Origin of the sequence: Micromonospora sp. NPDC005205 (assembly GCF_040608275.1) — a bacterium.
Taxonomy (GTDB): domain Bacteria; phylum Actinomycetota; class Actinomycetes; order Mycobacteriales; family Micromonosporaceae; genus Micromonospora.
In genome coordinates this window covers 20,142-39,119 of record NZ_JBEXHV010000014.1, presented here as the reverse complement: position 1 = coordinate 39,119, position 18,978 = coordinate 20,142, and the positions used below count along the sequence as shown (strand labels likewise).

Sequence of the window (18,978 nt, the reverse complement as noted above, 5' to 3'; positions counted from 1 at the left end):
TCTTGGATCAGACCTCCGAGGCGGTGCCGACGGCGTCGGGCTGCCACGCGGGCACCTCCGGTGCCGGACGGCGGCTGCGGGTCAGCACCCGGAGCATCATCGCGGGTCGCATCAGGGCCTGTGGCGGCTCGACGAGCCCCGCCACCCGCATGAAGGTCCGCGTCACCTGCGGGTCACGGGTCGCGGCCGCCTGCATCTTGGCCATGTACGCGTTCGCCATCCGCACCTTGAACGGTCGCGGGCCCCGCACCTGCGGGAAGCTCAGGTCACCACCCGCCGAGATCTCCCAGGGCACGTCGGTGACCGCGGAGACGGCCTGTTGGAAGTCGGTCGGCCGGGGTGCCGTGCCGCCGGCCAGGTGGTCGCGCAGGGTCAGCGCCTCCAACGCCGCCACTGTCATGCCCTGGCCGTAGACCGGGTTGAAGCTGCACGCCGCGTCGCCGAGGACCAGGAAGCCGTCCGGCAGCCGGGACAACCGCTCGTAGTGGCGACGGACGCTGGCCGGGTACCGCAGGGACACGGGCTCGTCCAGCGGCTCGGCGTCCTGGATGGCCTGGTAGATGTCCGGAACCGGCAGCGACTTGACGAACTCCAGGAATCCGGCCGGGTCGGCCGGCGCGCTGTCGCCGAGCACCCCGGTCAGAGAGACGATGCACCGGCCGCCGTCGATGCGGGACAGGAAGGCGCCACGGGGGTGCGACGGCGTCGACACCGGGTTGATCGACAGGTCGCCCTTGAGAACATCGTCCGAGGCCAGCCGATAGAGGCGCGTCGTGTAGGTCAGGTCGATCCGGATCCGGTCCTCGTCCGGCCGGCTGTACCCCAGTTCCTCCAGCCAGACCGGGGTGCGCGAGCCGCGGCCGGTGGCGTCGACCACCAGATCCGCGGTGATCGTCTCCTCGGCCGCGCCGTCACGCCCCTGCACCCGCACCCCGGTGACCCGCCGGCGGTCCGGCGTGGTGGTCAGCCCGACGATGTCGCGCTCTTCGGCGAAGCGTACGGCCGCAAGCTCGGCCACCCGTTGGCGCACCAACTGCTCCAGCACGGGACGGGCGGCCGACACGCAGGTCAGGCCGGTACTGGCCGGCGCCAGAGGGCGTCCGTTGAAGAACCACCGCAGCTCGCCCAGGTCGCCGGTCGGCACCCCGGCGGCCACCGCCTCCGCTGTGAAACCGGGAAACAGCTCGTCGAGGATCTGCTGGCCCCGGGCGAGCAGACCGTGCACGTGCCGGCCCTGTGACACGCCACGTCGGGCGGTGGAGACGCCGGTGAGCCGGTCGCGGTCGACGATGACCACCTCGGCGTACGCGTCGGCCAGCACCCGCGCCGCGAGCAGGCCCGCCATGCTGCCGCCGAGAACGACGGCACGCTCTCCCACCTGTGCGCTCACGGCTGCCCCTTCCTGGCCTGGTTGCTCACGACTCGCCGCGCGGGCTGTTCTGGTAAGCCGCCAGCAACCACTCGCCGTCGCGCTCGACGAGGATCCAGGACGCCCGGATGGCCCGGGCCGGCGACACGTCCTCGGCGCCGGGCTCCAGGACACCGCCCTCGGTCGTCAGCACCGCGACGCCGGGCGCGATGAGGCGGGCGTCGACCGGTGTGCCGGTGACCCGGGTGCCCTTGAGCTGGCCCTGGAACGCCTGCTCCATGTATCCGCGGATCTTGTCCCGGCCACGGCAGAAGACCCCGGGCAGGATCATGGTCGCGTCCTCGGTGAACGTGCGGGCGAACGCGTCGGCGTCGTGCTCCGCCCACGCGGTGACGATGTGCCGCGGTACCGCGGCCACGGCGGCCTGAGCCTCGGCGTTGAAGGTGCTCGTGGTCATTCTGGTGTCCTTTCTCGGCGGCTCAGAGATAGAGGGTGTCGGGTTCGAGGCCGCACAGGATCCGGCCGTACAGCTCGGTGTTGGTGTCCGGGTTCATCAACGCGTGCAGGTTGACCGCCTGCACGTCGCGGGCGATGCGCTGGATGGGCACGTCGTCGTAGAGCGAGGAGCCGCCGCTGGCGCCGGCGAGAATGCCGACCGCCTCCCTCGCCAGGCGGCACGCGGCTCCCAGGTCGGCCCGGGCACGGGCCCGCTCCGTGAGGCTCCACGGCTGGCCGCCGGCCGACTTGTCGTCGACCTGCGCGGTGAGGCGGTGCACGTGGAACTCGGCCTCGTCGGTCTTCAGCTCCGCCTCGGCCACCTGGCGGTGGGTCAGCGGCGCCTCGGCCTGCTTCTCGTACCCCGTGTAGGTGATCTTGCGCTCGGGCAGCCGCTCGAGGAACGTCTCACCGGCCGCGCGGGCCAGGCCCAGCACGGTGCCCACGGACGACGCGGAGGCAACCGGCAGCAGCGGCGCCCGGTACATGGCGGGCGCGTCAGCCGCGTCCGGTCCGGTCCGGCCCTGGAGCACCACCGGCAGCGGCAGGAACCGCTCGGCCGGCACGAACAGGTCCTGGGCGACAGTGCTGACGCTGCCCGTGCCGCGCAGGCCGGACGTGTGCCAGTCGTCGACGATCTGCAGCTCGGACGTCCGCACCAGCGCCATCACCGGCATCGGCGGGCCATCACCGCCGACCAGCACCGCGATGATCTCCTGCCAGTGGCTGTGCAACGCGCCGCTGATGAAGCCCCACTTGCCGTTGACGACGATGCCGCCATCGGCCGGGACCGCCATGGCGGACGGGCTCAGGGTGCCGCAGATCCGCACGTTCGGCGTGGAGAAGACCTCCTCCTGCACCGCCTCGGGGAACAGGCCGGCCATCCAGGTCGGGATCCAGTAGACGGAGGCGGTCCACGCGGTGGCACCGTCGGCCCGGCCGAGCGCGGTCGCGACGTCGGCGAGCGTGCGGGTGTCGGCCTCGTAGCCGCCGAACCGCTTCGGCACCCGCAGCTTGAAGACCCCGGCGTCGGCCAGGGCCTCGATCGTTTCGTCGGGCAGTCGGCGGTCCCGCTCGGCCTGTACGCCGTTCTTGCGCAGCAGCGGGGCGAGGTCCGTGACGCGCGCGACGATCTCCTCGCGCCTGGGTGTGTCGGTGGTGGTCAGCACGGCGGCTCCCTGAGGTCGTCGATGGTTGTCAGGCGGCGGGCACGGGGGCGGTCAGCCGGACCGGCAGCGTCCGGTGGCCGTTCATGATGAAGGTGGGCAACGGCTGCAGGTCGGCGACCGGCACCGCCAGCGAGATGTCGGGAAAGCGTTCGAACAGCGAGGAGAGGCCGGTGGTCGCGACCGCCCGGGCCACCCCGGCGCCGAGGCAGTAGTGCGGTCCGTGGCCGAAGGAGAGGTGCTCCTTGTCGGCGCGCTTCAGGTCGAAGCGGTCGGAGTCGTCGCCGTGCAGGGCGGGGTCGCGACCCACCGCGCTGTAGTTGATCAGGATTGGATCGCCCCGCGGGATCGTCACGCCGTCCAGTTCGATGTTCTCGACGGCGTACCGCAGCGGCAGGTGCGCCAGCGGCGACTCGACCCGCAGCGTCTCGTCGATGACGTCGTTCCAGGTGGCCTCGCCGGACAGCACGAGATCCCGCTGCTCCGGGTTGCTGAGCAGGGCCGTGATGGCGTTGTCGAAGAAGTTGATGGTGGTCTCGGAGCCGGCGCCGAGGATGGCGAAGATGGTGTCCGTCAGCTCCTCCTCGCTGAGCCGGGAACCGTCCTCGTCACGGGCGGCAATGAGGTCGCTGGTGATGTCCTCACCCGGGTTCTCCCGCTTGGTGGCGATGAGATCGGCCATCGCGCCGCGCCACCCGGCCAGCACGGCCTGCGCCTGCTCCGGGGTGACGGTGGTGTCGACCATCATGTCGATGACCTTCGCCGTCTTGGCGCGAGCCTCCTCGGACATGCCGATGAGGTCGGCCACCAGGCGGGCCGGCAACGGGTACGCGAACCGCTCACGCAGGTCCACCACCTCACCGGGGGCGGCGGCGGCCAGACCGTCGAGAAGCTCCTCAGTGATCTTGGCGATCCACGGCCGGATGGCCTCCGTACGCCTCGGGGTGAACGCCTTGCCGACCAGCTTGCGCAGCCGCACATGGTCCTTGCCGTACGCGGTGACCATGTTGTCCATCGCGATCCAGCTGATCATTTCCCAGTCCGGCGGGATCTCGCCGTTGATGAACGCCGGCCAGTGGTTGCGGGCGCTCTTCGTCACCCGCGGGTCGGTGAGCAGCTGCTTGATCACCGCATAGCTATTGATCGACCACGCCACCACGCCGCCGGGCAGAACTACCTGAGTGGCGGCGCCCTGCGAACGCAGCTTCGCGGCCTCACCGTGGATATCTTTTCCGGTGGTGTCCAGAGAGAACGGGCAACTGTCCATGGATGACTCCCAGTTTCGGCGGAGTGTTTCGGCCACGCGCCGGTCCGCCCGGCGAAGCCGAAGTGCCCGTTCCGCGGGGCGCAGCGGATCGACCGGTGGCGTTGCACGAGCGTGTCATCAGCCGATCCGGCGATGCATCTCTCGGTGTGCGCACTCGGTGGCGGCCTGCGAGAACGCCCAGGTCAGGTTCGGCGAGGGCAGGCAGAACACCCGCGGCGGGCTGAAGGACGATCGTGACGTCGGTCCGCTCAGCCGGGGTCGGCGCAGAGGTGGGAGGTCAAGGCGGGCCACTACAGTGGCCATCATGTCCGTACGTCCGCCTCTTGCCGAACAGTTCGATCTGCGCCCGCACCCTGAAGGCGGCTGGTTCAGGGAAACCTATCGGTCCGCTGTCACGTTCGAGCCCGATGGCTACCCGGGCAGCCGTGCCGCCGCGACGGCGATCCTCTATCTCCTCGAGCCGGGTGACTCGTCGGCCTGGCACACCGTGCGGTCGGACGAGATCTGGTTCTGGCACTCGGGTGGGCCGTTGGCGCTGACAGTCGGTAGGGACAGTCGGCCGACGATCCTGAGTGCCGAATGTCCGCAGATCCTGGTTCCGGCGGGCGAGTGGCAGTCCGCGAAACCGGCGGGCGACAAGCACGTCCTCGTCAGTTGTGTGGTGAGTCCGGGCTTCGATTTCGCCGACTTCGCCATGCCGTGAGGACGCCCCGGGCCTCCGCTCAGCGGGCCGGAACTGTCGCGCGGCGGCACCGCCACGCCCCTGCGTTCAGTCGCTGACCCTGCTGCGGGACTGGTAGACCAGATCCTGGTACTCGGGATGCCGGTCGATCCATCCCGCAATGAACGGGCAGGTGGCCAGGACGAGCAGATGCGCGGCACGGGCTTCGTCCAGGGCAGTGCGGGCCAGCGCCGACCCGACCCCCTTGCCCTCGTATTCCGGCGAGACCTCGGTGTGCACGAACGCGACGAGTTCTGCGGTGCGGATGTACTGAGCGACGCCGGCGACCCTGGACTCCCCGTCGACCCGGGCCTCGTACCGGTTGGCCTCGGGAGCGTCCGTCACTTCCACCATCTCGTGTCCTCCATACGGCGTGCCGGGATCGACCTTGTCCGCGTACTCGTGATCGTCACAGTGTTCGGTCCTCATCGAGCAGGGCCGCGGTGCCACCGGAGGGGGTCGTCCTCCAGCGCGGAGCGGTCCCAGTGCCCGAGGTCCGCAGCGGCCTCGTAGGTGGTGCGGAGGAACTCGGCGACCGCGCGGTCGGGGTCCGGTGCGGCGCGGGCAACCTCGTAGGGCAGGAGGAACTGCTGGAACTCGGAACTGTAGTAGGCGCCGTCGGGGCCGATCCGCCGCTCGGCGAACCCGTCGGGTGCGGGATAGGCATACGAGTAGAAAGCGCCTTCCTCACCGCCGCCGGGCCAGAACCCGCAGCTGGACAGTTCGCGGGAGTAGCCCTCGACCATCACCCAGTCCCCGCAGTTGGGCACACCCCCCGGGTGTGGCGGGGCCGACCGGCCGGAGAAACGGGTACAGGCGAGGTCCATCCCACCCCAGAAGAAGTGCACCGGACTGACCTTGCCCACAAAATGCGACCGGAACTCGCCCATGACCCGATCAGCCTGCAACAGCTGTCGCCAGAACAGGGCGGCCGCGTCGCCGTCGTAGGAGGCGTGGTCGTGGTCCTCTGCGAACGGAATCGCCGGGTCGACCTCGTTGGGGTATGGCCGGATAGGTGCCTCGATCCCGAGCTCGTCGAGCATCGCCATGACCCGCGAGTAGAACTCGGCGACCGGCATCGGCCGAAGTGCGAGGCTCCGTGCGCCGCCGCCGCTGGTCCGAATGTCGAGCCGATGGCCGATGAAGTCGAACTCGATCTCGAAAGCACCCGCCCCGTACGGGATGGCGGACGTCGTCAACCCGCGCGGGCTCACGTACAGGGTCACCTGCCACCAGTGGTTGAGAAACGGAGCGTGTGCCATGCGGATCTTGCCCACGATCTGGGTCCACATGTGCACCGTGTCACGGGTGGCGGTCCAGTCCGAGACCCGCAGGCTCGGCCAGGTCGTCGTTGCCGGGCTCGTCATCACTACTCACATCCTTGGCGCTGCCACGAGAGGGTGACAGAGGTCGTTGTCGTGGTCGGTCGTCGCGTCAGCGGTACTCGGGGTTGGCGGCGTCCGGATGAACTCCTGCCTCCCAGGCGGTGCGCTGGTTGCCGTAGGCCGGGAATCCACCCGCGCTGCGCATCATCGACGCGAGGTGGAGCAGGTTGTAGGTCATGAACGCGGTATTACGGTTGGTGAAGTCGTTCTCCGGCCCGCCGGAGCCCTCGTCGAGGTAGGACGGCCCGGGGCCGACCTCACCGAGCCAACCCGCGTCCGCCTGCGGCGGGACGGTGAAACCGATGTGCTGCAAGCTGTAGAGAATGCTCATCGCGCAGTGCTTCAGGCCATCCTCGTTGCCGGTCAGCAAACAGCCACCGACCCGCCCGTAGTAAGCGTACTGACCCTGCTCGTTGAGCACCCCGGAGTAACCGTAGAGCCGCTCGATCACCCGACGGGTCACCGAACTGTTGTCACCGAGCCAGATCGGCCCGGCGATGACCAGAATGTCGGCCGCCAGCACCCGGGGCAGCAACGCCGGCCACTCGTCGGTGTCCCACCCGTGCTCGGTCATATCGGGTCGGACGCCGGTGGCGATGTCGTGGTCGACGGCGCGGATCTGGTCCACGGCGACCCCGTTCGCCTCCATGATCGCCGCACTGCGATCGATCAGCCCCTGAGTGTGGCTACGCACGGCGGAACGGTTGAGGGTGCAGTTGATGAACATCGCTCGCAACCCGGTGAAGTCGGGCTTCTCGATCACCGACGCGGTCATCAGCGGTCCTTCCTGGTTGTCGGTCGCGCCCCCGGTCAGCTCGGTCGGCTCGACGAGCGTCGCACCCTGGCAGGGTCCGACGACGCACCGTCCAGCTCCCGAGCGCGGCGGCGCATCCCGTGGATCAACGTAACGAGTGTGGTGTGTCCTGACCTGCGCCGAATCGGCTGGTCAACAGGTCGGCCACGGCGGACCGGACACAGCGCCCACGCGCTGAGCGCCCCCGCGGCCGCCGCGATCGACGCGGGTGTGACGCGGCGATCGTGCGGTGACCACCCCAGTATTCGGCGCTCAGCGGCGAGCGAACAGTGACACCACGTCACAAGCGATCGTGACACCACGCCACTGGCGCCTCCGGCGCGTCCGCACTGCGATGGGGGGCGCGCCCGTCGTGAACCAGCAGGCCACGTGCGTGCCAGACCGCAAGCGTCAGGCTGCGACATCGAACGGCCAAGCCGACCCTTCACGGGCCTGCGTGGGCTCGGGCCGCAACGCATCGCGTTGACCCGACAGCACCCCGTAGTTAGCGTTAACAAGTCCGTCCAGTTTGGAGACAAACGCGCCCGGCCAAGGAGGATCAATTGAGACTGCGACAGCCAAGACCACGTCTCGAGCGGAGTCGGAAGGGCAGAGGTGTCGCGGTCCTGGCACTGGGTGCGCTTGTTTCGGTCTCGATCGCGGCAACGCCCTCGTACGCTGCCGAGGAGCAACTCACCCAAGGCCTGGTGCACCACTTCGCCCTCGACGAGACCAGTGGGACGACGTTGGTCAACTCGGGTAGCGCGGGTGCGGCGGCGAACGCCACGCTCGTGAATCCCGAGAAGGCGGCCCTGACCGGCGAAGGAGTCAGGTTCAACCCCGACTCCTACGAAAACGCCCTCGACGGCGCATACGTGGCGCTGCCGAACGACATCACCGCCGGCATGTCCAACCTCACCGTGGACTACGACGTGTGGGTCGACCCGGCGAACGTCGGCGAACACCAGATGTGGGGCTTCGGCCGTAAGTCCGGCTCGTGTGACGCCGACACCGGCGCCGAGGGTTCCATCTTCGCGTCGAACACCCAGCGGTTCCGCGTCGCGGTGGGTCCGACGAACCTCCAACAGAACCGGGCCCGCATGCTCGAGGGAGCGTGGACCCATGTCACCTACACCCAGTCACTGAACTCGGACGGAACGAGCTGGACCGGCAGGGTCTACCTCGACGGTGTGCCGCACGCGACGTCGACGACCCTGACGACCGCGCCGTCGGTGAACGCCGCGGGGACCAACTGCAACTTCCTCGGTCGCTCGCAGTCAGCGGGCCACTACTCGTTCCGCGGAACGATCCGGGACTTCCGGGTGTACGACCGGGCCGTGAGTCTCGACGAGACACTCCTCCTGGCAGAGGAGACGGTCTCCGACGGCGTTCGCGCCGACGCCGCGGCCATCGACCTCGGCCGCACCAGTGCGGTCGTACACGACCTCGTTCTGCCCAAGGTCGGCTCCGTGGCGGGCTCGGCCATCACCTGGACGAGTTCCGACCCGTCCGTCGTCGAGGTCAACACCCCGCCGGCCGTCGCCAGCGCACGCAAGGTCGCGGTGACCGGCAGGATCACCCGGCCCGCACAGGGACAGGCCGACGCGACAGCCACGCTCACGGCGACTGTCCGCAAGGGCGCACAGGAGGTCACCACGCGGGAGATCCCCGTGGTGGTGAAGGCCGAGTTCGACGATGCGCAGGCTGTCGACCGTGACGCCTTCGATCTGACAGTGGACGGCGCCGACGGCGTACGCGCAAACCTCGACCTCGCCGCCAACGGCGAGTTCGGATCCACTATCACCTGGCGGTCGACCACCGGCCTCGTCACCCCGACGGGCGTGGTCAACCGCCCCACCTTCGGCCGTGCGGACGTCGCCGCCACCCTGACGGCGACCATCAAAAAGGGCAAGGCCTCGCAGGAGAAGTCGTTCCCGGTGACCATCACCGCCATGCCGAGATCGGAGGAGTACGAGCGGTACTTCATGGGGTACTTCAAGGGAGAGGGAATCGCCGACGGCGAGCAGATCATGTTCGCCACTTCCAACGGAAACACCGCTCTGGACTGGACCGGTCTGACCGGAGGTCGGCCGTCACTCATCTCCCAGCTCGGCGACCAGGGGCTTCGTGACCCGCACATCGTCCGCTCCCCGGACGGCGACACGTTCTACATGATCGCCACCGACCTGAACTGGTACGACCAGGGCGGGTACGCCATCAACGACACTCAGTACATCGAGGTGTTCGAGTCGCACGATCTGGTGAACTGGACCCCTCAGCGGCACGTGAAGGTGGCGCCCGACAACGCGGGCAACGCCTTCGCACCAGAGTCGCTGTGGGTCGAAGAGCTCGGCGCCTACGTAGTGTTCTGGGCCCAGTCGCTGTGGAACGACCCCGTGAACCGCACCGGTCAGGGGAACGCGCAGATGTGGTACGCCACGACGCGGGACTTCAAGACGTTCTCCCCTCCCCAGGTCTGGCAGGATCCGGCCCCGCTGTCGCGGATCGACACGACCGCGATCCGCGTCGGTGACCACTACTACCGGGTGACCAAGAACGAGGCCGGCAACCAGGGCTCGGACATCTTCTCGGAGAAGCACACCGACTTCCTGGACAGCAACATCGCCAACTGGACGTTGGTCGCGCCAGCTCTGGGGCGCACGACGTGGGTCGCCAACCAGGGGTACGAGGGACCGGTCATCTTCAAGGCCAACCCCGGTGACACCGCCTGCCCCGGCCAGTTCTACCTCTGGGGTGACCGGTACACGAACGGTGGTGGGTACCAGGCCGCGTGTCACGAGAACATCGAGGCTCCCACGTGGAACGCCAAGGCGATCACGATGACCAACGCAGGTGTCGTCCGTCCCCGGCACGGCACCGTGATCCCGCTGACCGTCCGCGAGTGGAACGACATCCGCGGAATCCCGAACAGCGACGTCACCACCACCACCGAGGTGGCTGTCGCGCCGTACGCGAGCGGGGCCCAGACGACCACTGCCACCGTGACGGTCACGGCAGCTGACGGGTTCGAGACCGGCGGTCAGGTACGGATCAGCATCGGCTCGTGGTCGAAGCTCACCCACCTGAGCGACGGTGCGGCGCGCGTCACGCTGCCGACGGGTCTGCCCGCGGGTGCCCGGACGGTCAAGGCCGAATACCTCGGCTTCGACTACCTGAAGGCGTCGGAAGGTACGGCGTCGTTCGAGGTGCCCTCCGGCCCGGCCGCCGTCAAGGTCAAGGCGAAGGCCACGCCGGCGTCGGTTGTCCGCGGGGACACGTTCACACTGAACGTGACCGTCGGGCCGGCGGGCGGACCGAAGCACCACCCTCCGACCCCGACCGGCGAGGTCACCGTCACCTTCGGCGGCATCGCGTACGTCGTGCCACTGGCGCACGGCAGGGCCGTCGTCGAACTGCAGACCGCCGACCTGCACCCCGGGGCCTACCGGGTCCACGTCGCCTACTCCGGCAACCCGACCTATCAGCCCTACGCCGCCGACTACCAGAAGTTGACGGTACGGAAGCAGTAGGCACCCCGACGAGACGCGCCCCAGTAGTGGGCGGGCGAGATCGACCTCGCCCGCCCACTGCCCGTGGGGCCTGTGTCTCAGATGACGGACATCCGGCCGACCTCAGTCCGCTGACTCACGACCCTGGTGGGGAGCCCGTGCAGTCGGGTGCGCACCACCAGGTCGTGCAGGGCCTTAACGGCTGCCGGATCTGCGCGTTCGGGCAACACCGAGGTGTCCCGGGCCGTCTCCAGCTCGGCGCGCAGCCGCGACACGTCGGTGGCGAGCCACCCTGCAACGCCCGCGGGGAGCGGGCCATGCTCGGCCTCCCGTTTGGCGGCAATGAGATCCGGTACGTACGACAACCTCGTTCCCAGCACGGCAAGGTTCGTCTCTACGCGGCCGGTCCGCATCAGGTGGATCCCGGTGAGCAGGACCCGCAGCGTATAGAGCGCGGGCTTGAGCTGCCCGGTCCTGGCGTACAACCTCTCCTGAGTGGCCGCGAAACCGAGGTAGTGGTGCGCATGGTGACGGGTGACCAGTCGCGGGGCCACGGCGATGAGTTCGGCGTGCACCGCAGTGGTCAGGACCACCAGCGGTGACAGCAGCTGCTCCAGGACGTACCCGTTGCGGCTGTTCAACAGCTTGACGAACTTCAGCAGATCGTGGCTGACCACGTCCAACTCGACGCCGTCGCGCACGCCCATGTGCTGCAACGTCTGCGGACCGGTGCGCAACCCGACGACCTCCTCGGCCGGGAGCAGGTGCACGGCGCGCAGATCCAGATCGGAGTCGATGGACGCGAATCCGTACAGATGTGCGCCGCTGACGGTGGCGAACAGCAGCGGACGGGGCAGGTCGCGGGCTGCCTCGGCGGCCCACGGCGGCACCTCGGTGGTCACTACAGGTTCCTCTCCCGTACGGCCGCGAGCAGCCGATCCACGTCAATCTGGTCGGGCTGATCGGGCAGCACGGTGGCGGCGGTCGCGTCGGCGAGCTCGACAAGTAGGTCCGCCGCCCAGGCGGCAACCTCATCCCAGGGCAACTCGCCGCGCCGCACCGCGAGCAGACGGTCGCGCAGGTGACTAACGTCGACCAGCACCTCCCCCGTACGCAGCACATGCGCCCCGGCGATCAGCAGCCGTACCATGTGCATTGCCTGCTTGTGATTCGTCTCGCCGGTCCGCTCGCGGCGGGCCGCCACTCGGTTGAGCTGATCCCTGGCGTAGTTGCCGTAGGTCTCGGCCACCCGCCTCGACAGGAACGCCCGCCGTGCTGCCAGCAACCATTCCCCGTCGACGGTGATCGTCTCGACCAGCGGGGACCAGAGCACCTCCAGAACTGTCGGGTTGCCCTGCAAGGCCAGGACGCAGAAGCGTTCGAACTCCCAGGAGAACTGCTCCGCCGCCGGACCGTCGAGGTGGGTGGGCGGCTTGTCGAGGTGCCAGAACGCCCGTGTGGGCGCTACATACACACCACGGCGGTCGTAGTCGGAGGCCAGGTCGTGCAGCCCGTACGCCCGGGACCCGACCACAACGGCGAGGGCCGTATGCCGCTCGACAAGCTCGATCACGCCCGGGACGCTACCCAATCAACGCCCTGCACGCGCCACCCTTTTCGAACACTCAGCGTCGGTGACCCCGAAGTGAGGACGACCTGACCGCCGATGCCGTGGTGGCGCGAAGCAATCGGAGAGTGTGGTGAGCGGTCCGAAGCGTTCCGGCAGTTCACGACACCGCGAAACGGCTCGCTGACCCGGCAGCCCGCAGCTGGCGATCCGGTGGCAAGTGCGGTGCTCGGAAAGTGAGGACTAGGACGTCATTTTTGGTAGTACTGCACGACGCAGAACTCGTTGCTCTCCGGGTCGGCCATCACCAGAACCGCGCCTTCCGGGTAGTCGTGCCGTTCGCCGGTCCACCGGCCGCCCAGCGCCCCGATCCGGTCCACCGCTTCACCGGCGTCGGCGACAGCGATGTCCACGTGCAGACGCGCCTTGCCGACCTTGGGCTCCGGTACGGGTTGGAACGTCAACACCGGCCCGCCGTCGGTAATGATGACTCGCCGCCAGCCGGGTAGGGACTCCGTCACCCGACCGCCGAGCACGGCGGACCAGAAGTCAGCCAGCTTCTGTGGGTCTTGACAATCTATCGTGACGCCGGCAAATCGGCCCAAGGTCGTCGTCATGGGCCCTAACGTAGTCGTGCCACAAAGCCTTGTCAGGGAGCACTCGACTCGGCAGTTCAGTACACCCGCTTGGACCTACGGCTCAGAGCGCAGCGCTCGGCTGAGGCCGTCGGATGAACTGTCGGTCACGGTCGGTCACCGAAGCCGTTGGGCTTGCCGCTCGAAGGACGACATCGAGGACCAGGTCGGGATCCGCTACGTAGGCGCCGCTGGCCCATGCGGCGTTTGCCTCGATCACGGCCCAGTGACCGTCCACCAGTCCTACGTCGACAACGATGGCGGAGGGCAACGTGTGCCAGTAGCCGGCGATGAGATCGGCGCCGAAGGCTAGCGCGTCGGTCGACGGAGGGCCGAGGTGCAATCGGCCGTACGCGGCGTACTGACTGCCTGCGTAGACAACAGCGTCGAGCACGTGTAGCCGGTACTCGGCGGTGAAGTCGACGATGTCGCTGACGAGCACAGGAGTCCGCCGGTCGACAGCATCCGGGCCGGGCAGGCGGGAGCCATCCGTGTAGATCATCGCCGGGATGTTCTTGTCATTCGGCGACTTGATGAACGCCGGTCGACGGAGCTCGTAGGCCTCGCCGATGGCGACCAGGGTGATGTCGCGGCGGGTAAGTTCACGAGGAAGCCCAGTCAGCCAACCAGGTTCCGCTTCCAGCGGCGCGATCCCAAGCAACGGTGCGACAACGTCGGCGAAGCTCGGTCCCGCATGAAGGTGATCAGCACGCAGTCCGGCGGGCACGTCGAAAGAGCCGAGCTCGACGGTGCGTATTCCGCGTCGATGAGCGGCGTCGCGCAGGCTCCGGGCCGAGGCCGTCAGACGCGGCGGCAGGACAAGTGTCACGGCTGATGATCCTGCCCCGATACGCCGTCACAATCACAGCGGCTATCAGGCGCCCGGTAGCGGTTATCTTCGACAGATGTGGGTGGTTTCGTGGTAGCCGCTTCAACCCCTGGCGGCCGGCTGAACCATGTCCGGGCCGCGGTGCGGCAGAAGACCTGAGTTCGGTGTCGTCGGAAAACCTCTCGATTCGACCACCGGGGATCGACCACAATGCCACAGTGGAACGCGAGCACCTGGTGAAGTTGAGCAAACGGTTGTCGAAGGCCCTCCGGCACGACCCCGGCCGGGCCGGCCTGGTGCTCGACCCCGCCGGTTGGACTCCCGTCGACGCTCTGCTCGCCGCCCTACGGATCGAGCGGGCCGAGCTGGACGCGGTCGTCGCCAGCAACGACAAGCAGCGGTTCGCTGTCGAGCGCGGCACCGACGGGGTGCTGCGGATCCGGGCCAACCAGGGCCACTCGGTCCCGGTGGACCTCGGGCTGCCCTCGGTGACCCCACCGGACCGGCTCTATCACGGCACCAGCGCCGACGCGCTGGAGTCGATCCGGGCCACCGGCCTGCACCGCGGCGGCCGGCACCACGTCCATCTCTCCACCGACACCGAGACCGCCCATCGGGTCGGCGCCCGGCGAGCCGGTCGGGTCGTGATCCTCACCGTCGACGCGGCGGCGATGGCCGCCGACGGGCACGTGTTCCACCGCAGCGCGAACGGTGTCTGGCTGACCGACGCGGTCCCTGCCAGCTATCTGCTCGACTGAGCCCTGGCCTGGCCCGGGCAGCGCTCGGCCGATGACCCGAACCTGCACTACCTCGACGGACGGGACCTGTACGGCGAGGCGGACTACGCCGAACTCCCACTGCCCGACGGGCTGCACCCCGACTCTGCCGGACATCGCCGTATCGCCGAGAACGTCGCGCGACTCGCGTTCGGCAACGGCGGCCCCTTCGCCACCGAGACCGGCTGACCGTCTATCGCGCCGAGACGCAACGGGTGGAACGTGGCCGTCGCACCGATCGTCCAGCATCCGACTCTCCGCACTGGTGTGAAGACGATGGCGGGGAGGAGAAAGAGCGATCAGCAGCCAGGTCATCGCGATCGCAGTTGGTGTGGCATCAAGCGTGATCGCCCTCCCAGGTTCCACCGGCTCCCGCCCTGAGCGCCGGGACGGCGGCGATCCAGACCAGCGCGGCGTGCGCGATGTCAGCTCAAATCCCTGTTCAAAGCCTGGCGCAGCACCGGTACGGCGATCCCTGCGGGCGGGCTTCGAGGCGCCCAATCTCTTCGGCGAGTTTGTCCCCACACATCACGCTTGGATTGCGCTCCGAGCCGGTGGGCGAAGATCTCGTCAGCTGACGGCAACCTTTCTGGCGCGGCGGGTCTGTCACCAGGTATGGCTCTCCACACCGGACCACGCATCCTCGTAACCGCCGCGTTCGTCGCGGTCGCCTCGGCCGGCTGCTCCGACGGTCAACCTGTCGCCGAGGCACCCCCCTCGATCCCGCCCGGGACGGCATCCGCCCCGATCACCACCACCCCGCCGCCGTCGGTGTCGACCCCCTCGGCATCGCCGTCGACACCTCCGGCACTGCCGTCGCCGTCGAGCAGGCAGCCCGACGGCGGCTGTCCCGTGACCGCACCGACCCTGAACCGCGTGCCCGGGCTACCCCACGGCGACCGCATCACCCCGGACACTGTGGGGTGCTGGAGAGGCTGGGCGTTCGGCTGGAACCGCAATCAGCAGGGCGACGGCATGTACCTCTTTCGGTACACCGCGGGCCAGGGCTGGCGCATCCACGGACAGGGCAGCGCCTTCGACTGCGGCGACCTGGGCATCGAGAAGGACCCGGACGACCCGCCACCGTTCTGCTCGTGGCGCAACGGGTGACCGGTGGAAGTTCGCGATTGCGGGTGTTGTTCCGATGACGAGAAGCGGAGCGATGGTGGCCGAACCAACGGCGCGTCGGGCTGTCCCGGCGACGAGCAGCAGAGCCGGGCCGGAGGATCCGGCTGAGGCCGAGTTCTGCGCGTTCGTCCGAGCCCGGACGCCAGCGCTGCAACGCAGCGCCTTCCTCCTGACCGGTGATCGGCACCTTGCCGAGGACCTGGTGCAGGACGCGCTGGCGCGCACCCATCGGGCGCTGGGTCGCCTCGCTGACGGCGGACATTTCGAGGCGTACACCCGCACCGTCATGTACCACCTGCATGTCCGCCGCTGGCGACGGACCCGGGTTGCCGAGAACCTGTTTGGAGAACTCGCCGACCGGGCTCACCCGGACAGCGACCACGCGGGTCGCTCCGACCTGAAACTGTCGCTGCTCCGGGCGCTGGATCAACTCACTCGCCGCCAGCGCGCGGTGCTGGTGCTGCGCTTCTTCGAGGACCGCAGCGAGGCCGAGGCGGCCGAGGTGCTCTCCTGCTCGATCGGCACGATCAAGAGCCAGACGAGCAAGGCGCTGGCGCGGATGCGACAGATCGCGCCCGAGCTGCTGTCGGCGACGGAGACGAAGGGAGTCCCCCGTTGACCGACGATCTCGACCGGCTGCGCGGCGTCATGACCGATACGGCGGAGCACGGCGGAAGCACCGACCTGTATGAGCGCGCGCTGCACGAGTCCCGCCGGCTGCGCCGGCGCAGCGTTGTCACGAGGGGCGTCGCCGCGGCCACGGGCGTGCTGGCGATCGTCGCCTCCGCGACGCTGGTGAGCGGCCGAATCTCTGGTCCTCCAGCGCCGCCGGCCACCGATCCACCGACGGTTGTCCCCGTCCCCCCGCCCTCGACGGAGCCGACGTCCGCCTCGCCGACACCGTCGGCGTCATCGCCACCACCGTCGGGGTCGACATCTCCAGCACGGCCTTCGAGGACGACGGCGAGTGGGCGGCCCGACCATGGCTGCCCGGTAACGGCGGCGACCTTGAACCGCGTCCCCGGTCTGCCGGACGGTTACCGGATCAGCCCGGACAAGGTGGAGTGTTGGAAGGACTGGGCGACCGGTTGGGACCCGAAGCAGCAGGGCGACGGCTTGTACCTCTTCCGGTACACGCCGAGCCGGGGGTGGCGCATCCATGGAGAGGGCAGCGCGTTCAACTGCGCGGACCTGGGCATCACCAGGGACCCGGACGACCCGCCACCGTTCTGCTATTGAGCAGCGACGAATCGTCGCCGCTGTCGGCACACTGTGGCGGCCGGCCAAGCCTGGCTCGAAAGCCCGACGATGCCTCCCCCACCTGGCGGCGGCGGCCGGGGTCGAGCCGGTGGCGCGGGCGGTGCGCAGAATGTCGGTGAGGGTGTCGGCGATGCCGCGGACCCGGGCGGGGCGACCTGGGATTGACTTCGGCGGCCAATCCGCGGAGCAGGTGAGGCGACAACACGGCTCGCCGTCGGACCTCGGCACCTGAACACTTTCCCGGCTGATCGGCAATGTCAGGTTGAAGCGCGGATTTTTGCCGAGGAGGGCCATGGCTTCGGATGCGGATTTGATAGGCCGGTCGCTGGATGGCGATGTCGACGCCTTCGTAGAGGTGGTCGAGCGTCACGAGGCCGCCGTCGGTTCGTACCTCGTTCGCCGGGCGGGGCGGGATGCGGCTGAGGACCTCCTGGGCGAGGTGTGGGTTGCGGCGTTCGAGTCGCGGCGCTCGTACGACCGGTCGTACAACGATGCGCGGCCGTGGCTGTACGGGGTGGCATTGAATCGCTTGCGGCGCTACTGGCGATCCCGGCCGGCCGAGGACCTGGTCGCGGACGTACCGGACGTGGCAACTGGATGGGATCCGTGGTCGGCGGTGGACCTCGGCGTGGACGCCCGGGCGGTGCTCCGGTCGGCCCTGACGCGGCTCAAACCCGAAGAGCGGGAGGTCCTGAGGCTCGTCGCCTGGGAGGACCTGACCGCAGCCGACGCCGCGCGGGCACTCGGCATACCGGCCGGCACCGCGCGGCGGCTGCTGAGCCAGGCCAGGACGGCATTGCGCGACGCCCCGGGGGTGTCCGCGCTTCTGAAGGACCGCAACAGCGCGAAGGAGAGACACCGATGACCGACGAGCTCGATCTGGTCGGTGCGTTGGGCAGCGCAGAACCACTGCGCCCGGAGGCGTATCAGCGGGCGCGGATGGTGCTGCGGGCGGCTATGGCCGACCCCGGAACCGTGCGGCTGCTGGGGGCGGTATCAGCGGAGGACACGACTATGGAGGCGACTTCAACCATGGAAACGACGACAACCACGCGGGAGCAGCGCCGCCGCCGTATCGGTATCGCGGGCCGAATGGGCATCGGCGCCGGGGTGGGGGTTGCCGCCGCGGCGGCAGTCGTCGCTGTGGTGCTCAACTCGTCGGCGACCGGGGGCACGGAGGCCAGCAAGGATTCGCCAGCCGCCACCTCAAGCTCGACCACCGTCGACCGGTCCGCCGAGCGCGCGCCGCTGATGACCCTGGCCGGGTCCATCAAGACGCTCACCCCGTCGGCGGGCGACGCGTGGCTGGTGAAGGCGACGCAGGTCCACGGCACCAAGACCATGCAGGTCGTGTACACGCTGTACACCGACGGTCACGCGATCTATACGGGCAACAGCGTGAAGGACATCAAGCGGGCGATCGTCCGTCACCAGGATCAGATGACGGAAGGCGGCTACGCTCCGCTCCTCGAGGCAGCCGTCGCCGCGGCGGACAGCAGCCCGGCCGACGGCCGGACGCAGATGCTCAAGGCAGCCAAGGACCCGCTGGTGGGCCTCGACCCCGCAGCGCAGAAGGCGGTGTGGGACAAGCAGCAGGCGGACGCCCAGGTGATCATCAAGCAGAAGGGCGGCAACGCCAAGCCGAAGCCGTACACCCCCCAGGCCGTTCAGCGGCACTTCGACAACGCCCTGTGGACGTACAGCACTGAAGCGCTGTCCGCTGGCGACGGCAACACGCAGGTCCGGGCCGGTGTGCTGCGTCTGCTGTCCACCATCGCCGCGGTCAGCGTCAAGGACTCGACCACCCACGGCAAGGCCACGCTGACGATCACCGCCGGTCCCGAGGTGTTCGGCGGCGAGGTCAGCGAGGTGCTGACCATCGACGCCACGACCGGCATGCTGGTCAAGAACGTCTCCACCGTGCCCGGCCTCCCCCGGTCCTTCACGACGTACGAATCCTCCCGCGTGACGACGGCCGACCTGTAGGCCGGGAACTCGAACCCAACAGCTTTCCGCAGACGGGCGTAACGCGCCCAGCGTTCGATAACGGTGCGGGCCACCTGGAGGTGGCCCGCACC

The 18,978-nt window shown here is 68.9% G+C and carries 19 protein-coding genes; 8 read left to right on the top strand and 11 right to left on the bottom strand.

Annotated elements, in window-relative coordinates:
* Window positions 1-7: 7 nt before the first annotated feature.
* From ABZU43_RS23730 to ABZU43_RS23715, 4 genes are read right to left on the bottom strand one after another with little or no spacing between them, the layout of a single operon-like run.
* Window positions 8-1,390 carry an FAD-dependent monooxygenase gene (locus ABZU43_RS23730; RefSeq protein ID WP_355008672.1) on the bottom strand — a complete coding sequence of 461 codons (1,383 nt, stop codon included), beginning with the start codon at window positions 1,388-1,390 and terminating at the stop codon, window positions 8-10.
* A gap of 25 nt (window positions 1,391-1,415) precedes the next feature.
* A complete protein-coding gene (locus ABZU43_RS23725) occupies window positions 1,416-1,826 on the bottom strand; it encodes an SgcJ/EcaC family oxidoreductase (protein ID WP_355008671.1) in 411 nt (136 codons plus the stop codon).
* Window positions 1,827-1,848: 22 nt separating this feature from the next.
* The gene (locus ABZU43_RS23720; protein ID WP_355008767.1) at window positions 1,849-3,030 is read right to left on the bottom strand and encodes an acyl-CoA dehydrogenase family protein; all 1,182 of its coding nucleotides are present in this window, start codon (window positions 3,028-3,030) and stop codon (window positions 1,849-1,851) included.
* Between the two features lie 31 nt (window positions 3,031-3,061).
* Entirely contained in the window at window positions 3,062-4,297 is a 1,236-nt protein-coding gene (locus ABZU43_RS23715; RefSeq protein WP_355008670.1) for a cytochrome P450, read from the bottom strand.
* Window positions 4,298-4,601: 304 nt separating this feature from the next.
* On the opposite strand from ABZU43_RS23715, the gene ABZU43_RS23710 reads away from it, so the two are divergent.
* Entirely contained in the window at window positions 4,602-5,000 is a 399-nt protein-coding gene (locus ABZU43_RS23710) for a cupin domain-containing protein (protein WP_355008766.1), read from the top strand.
* A gap of 66 nt (window positions 5,001-5,066) precedes the next feature.
* Here ABZU43_RS23710 and ABZU43_RS23705 read toward each other — a convergent pair whose 3' ends face one another.
* The 3 genes from ABZU43_RS23705 to ABZU43_RS23695 all read right to left on the bottom strand — a co-directional run bounded on the left by ABZU43_RS23705 (window position 5,067) and on the right by ABZU43_RS23695 (window position 7,178).
* On the bottom strand, window positions 5,067-5,372 hold the full coding sequence (locus ABZU43_RS23705) for a GNAT family N-acetyltransferase (protein ID WP_355008669.1): 306 nt from the start codon (window positions 5,370-5,372) through the stop codon (window positions 5,067-5,069).
* A 71-nt stretch (window positions 5,373-5,443) separates the two neighbouring features.
* Window positions 5,444-6,385 (bottom strand): DUF5996 family protein, encoded by a 942-nt coding sequence (locus ABZU43_RS23700; RefSeq protein ID WP_355008668.1) that lies wholly within the window; start codon window positions 6,383-6,385, stop codon window positions 5,444-5,446.
* A gap of 67 nt (window positions 6,386-6,452) precedes the next feature.
* A complete protein-coding gene (locus ABZU43_RS23695; RefSeq protein WP_355008667.1) occupies window positions 6,453-7,178 on the bottom strand; it encodes a flavodoxin family protein in 726 nt (241 codons plus the stop codon).
* A gap of 725 nt (window positions 7,179-7,903) precedes the next feature.
* On the opposite strand from ABZU43_RS23695, the gene ABZU43_RS23690 reads away from it, so the two are divergent.
* Window positions 7,904-10,726: an immunoglobulin-like domain-containing protein gene (locus ABZU43_RS23690; protein ID WP_355008666.1), complete on the top strand. Its 2,823-nt coding sequence runs from the start codon at window positions 7,904-7,906 to the stop codon at window positions 10,724-10,726.
* 77 nt (window positions 10,727-10,803) lie between these two features.
* On the opposite strand, the gene ABZU43_RS23685 is transcribed toward ABZU43_RS23690, so the two are convergent.
* From ABZU43_RS23685 to ABZU43_RS23670, 4 genes are all read right to left on the bottom strand, one after another.
* Window positions 10,804-11,607, bottom strand: a complete 804-nt coding sequence (locus tag ABZU43_RS23685; protein ID WP_355008665.1) for a nucleotidyltransferase domain-containing protein — start codon at window positions 11,605-11,607, stop codon at window positions 10,804-10,806.
* A complete protein-coding gene (locus ABZU43_RS23680; RefSeq protein ID WP_355008664.1) occupies window positions 11,607-12,278 on the bottom strand; it encodes a nucleotidyltransferase domain-containing protein in 672 nt (223 codons plus the stop codon). Before ABZU43_RS23680 ends, ABZU43_RS23685 begins: the two co-directional genes overlap by 1 nt.
* A gap of 245 nt (window positions 12,279-12,523) precedes the next feature.
* A complete protein-coding gene (locus ABZU43_RS23675) occupies window positions 12,524-12,889 on the bottom strand; it encodes a VOC family protein (RefSeq protein ID WP_355008663.1) in 366 nt (121 codons plus the stop codon).
* Window positions 12,890-12,971: 82 nt separating this feature from the next.
* The gene (locus ABZU43_RS23670; protein WP_355008662.1) at window positions 12,972-13,736 is read right to left on the bottom strand and encodes an ATP-grasp domain-containing protein; all 765 of its coding nucleotides are present in this window, start codon (window positions 13,734-13,736) and stop codon (window positions 12,972-12,974) included.
* A gap of 218 nt (window positions 13,737-13,954) precedes the next feature.
* Between ABZU43_RS23670 and ABZU43_RS23665 the strand changes: the two genes are divergently transcribed.
* The 6 genes from ABZU43_RS23665 (at window position 13,955) to ABZU43_RS23640 (ending at window position 18,886) form a co-directional block, all read left to right on the top strand.
* On the top strand, window positions 13,955-14,494 hold the full coding sequence (locus ABZU43_RS23665) for an RNA 2'-phosphotransferase (protein WP_355008661.1): 540 nt from the start codon (window positions 13,955-13,957) through the stop codon (window positions 14,492-14,494).
* Window positions 14,495-15,388: 894 nt separating this feature from the next.
* The gene (locus ABZU43_RS23660) at window positions 15,389-15,622 is read left to right on the top strand and encodes a hypothetical protein (protein ID WP_355008660.1); all 234 of its coding nucleotides are present in this window, start codon (window positions 15,389-15,391) and stop codon (window positions 15,620-15,622) included.
* A gap of 34 nt (window positions 15,623-15,656) precedes the next feature.
* Window positions 15,657-16,259 (top strand): SigE family RNA polymerase sigma factor, encoded by a 603-nt coding sequence (locus tag ABZU43_RS23655; protein ID WP_355008659.1) that lies wholly within the window; start codon window positions 15,657-15,659, stop codon window positions 16,257-16,259.
* Between the two features lie 389 nt (window positions 16,260-16,648).
* Window positions 16,649-16,879, top strand: coding sequence for a hypothetical protein (locus ABZU43_RS23650; protein WP_355008658.1), 231 nt, complete (start codon window positions 16,649-16,651; stop codon window positions 16,877-16,879).
* Window positions 16,880-17,192: 313 nt separating this feature from the next.
* On the top strand, window positions 17,193-17,765 hold the full coding sequence (locus ABZU43_RS23645; RefSeq protein ID WP_145780037.1) for a sigma-70 family RNA polymerase sigma factor: 573 nt from the start codon (window positions 17,193-17,195) through the stop codon (window positions 17,763-17,765).
* Between the two features lie 74 nt (window positions 17,766-17,839).
* A complete protein-coding gene (locus ABZU43_RS23640; protein ID WP_355008657.1) occupies window positions 17,840-18,886 on the top strand; it encodes a hypothetical protein in 1,047 nt (348 codons plus the stop codon).
* Window positions 18,887-18,978 lie beyond the last annotated feature (92 nt).

Bases quoted from the DNA above. Each gene is read 5' to 3' on its own strand.
- ABZU43_RS23640 (WP_355008657.1), top strand. From the start codon at position 17,840: ATGGTGCTGCGGGCGGCTATGGCCGACCCCGGAACCGTGCGGCTGCTG.
- ABZU43_RS23700 (WP_355008668.1), bottom strand. From the start codon at position 6,385: ATGACGAGCCCGGCAACGACGACCTGGCCGAGCCTGCGGGTCTCGGAC.
- ABZU43_RS23715 (WP_355008670.1), bottom strand. From the start codon at position 4,297: ATGGACAGTTGCCCGTTCTCTCTGGACACCACCGGAAAAGATATCCAC.
- ABZU43_RS23695 (WP_355008667.1), bottom strand. From the start codon at position 7,178: ATGACCGCGTCGGTGATCGAGAAGCCCGACTTCACCGGGTTGCGAGCG.
- ABZU43_RS23705 (WP_355008669.1), bottom strand. From the start codon at position 5,372: ATGGTGGAAGTGACGGACGCTCCCGAGGCCAACCGGTACGAGGCCCGG.
- ABZU43_RS23710 (WP_355008766.1), top strand. From the start codon at position 4,602: ATGTCCGTACGTCCGCCTCTTGCCGAACAGTTCGATCTGCGCCCGCAC.
- ABZU43_RS23655 (WP_355008659.1), top strand. From the start codon at position 15,657: ATGACGAGAAGCGGAGCGATGGTGGCCGAACCAACGGCGCGTCGGGCT.
- ABZU43_RS23725 (WP_355008671.1), bottom strand. From the start codon at position 1,826: ATGACCACGAGCACCTTCAACGCCGAGGCTCAGGCCGCCGTGGCCGCG.
- ABZU43_RS23675 (WP_355008663.1), bottom strand. From the start codon at position 12,889: ATGACGACGACCTTGGGCCGATTTGCCGGCGTCACGATAGATTGTCAA.
- ABZU43_RS23645 (WP_145780037.1), top strand. From the start codon at position 17,193: ATGGCTTCGGATGCGGATTTGATAGGCCGGTCGCTGGATGGCGATGTC.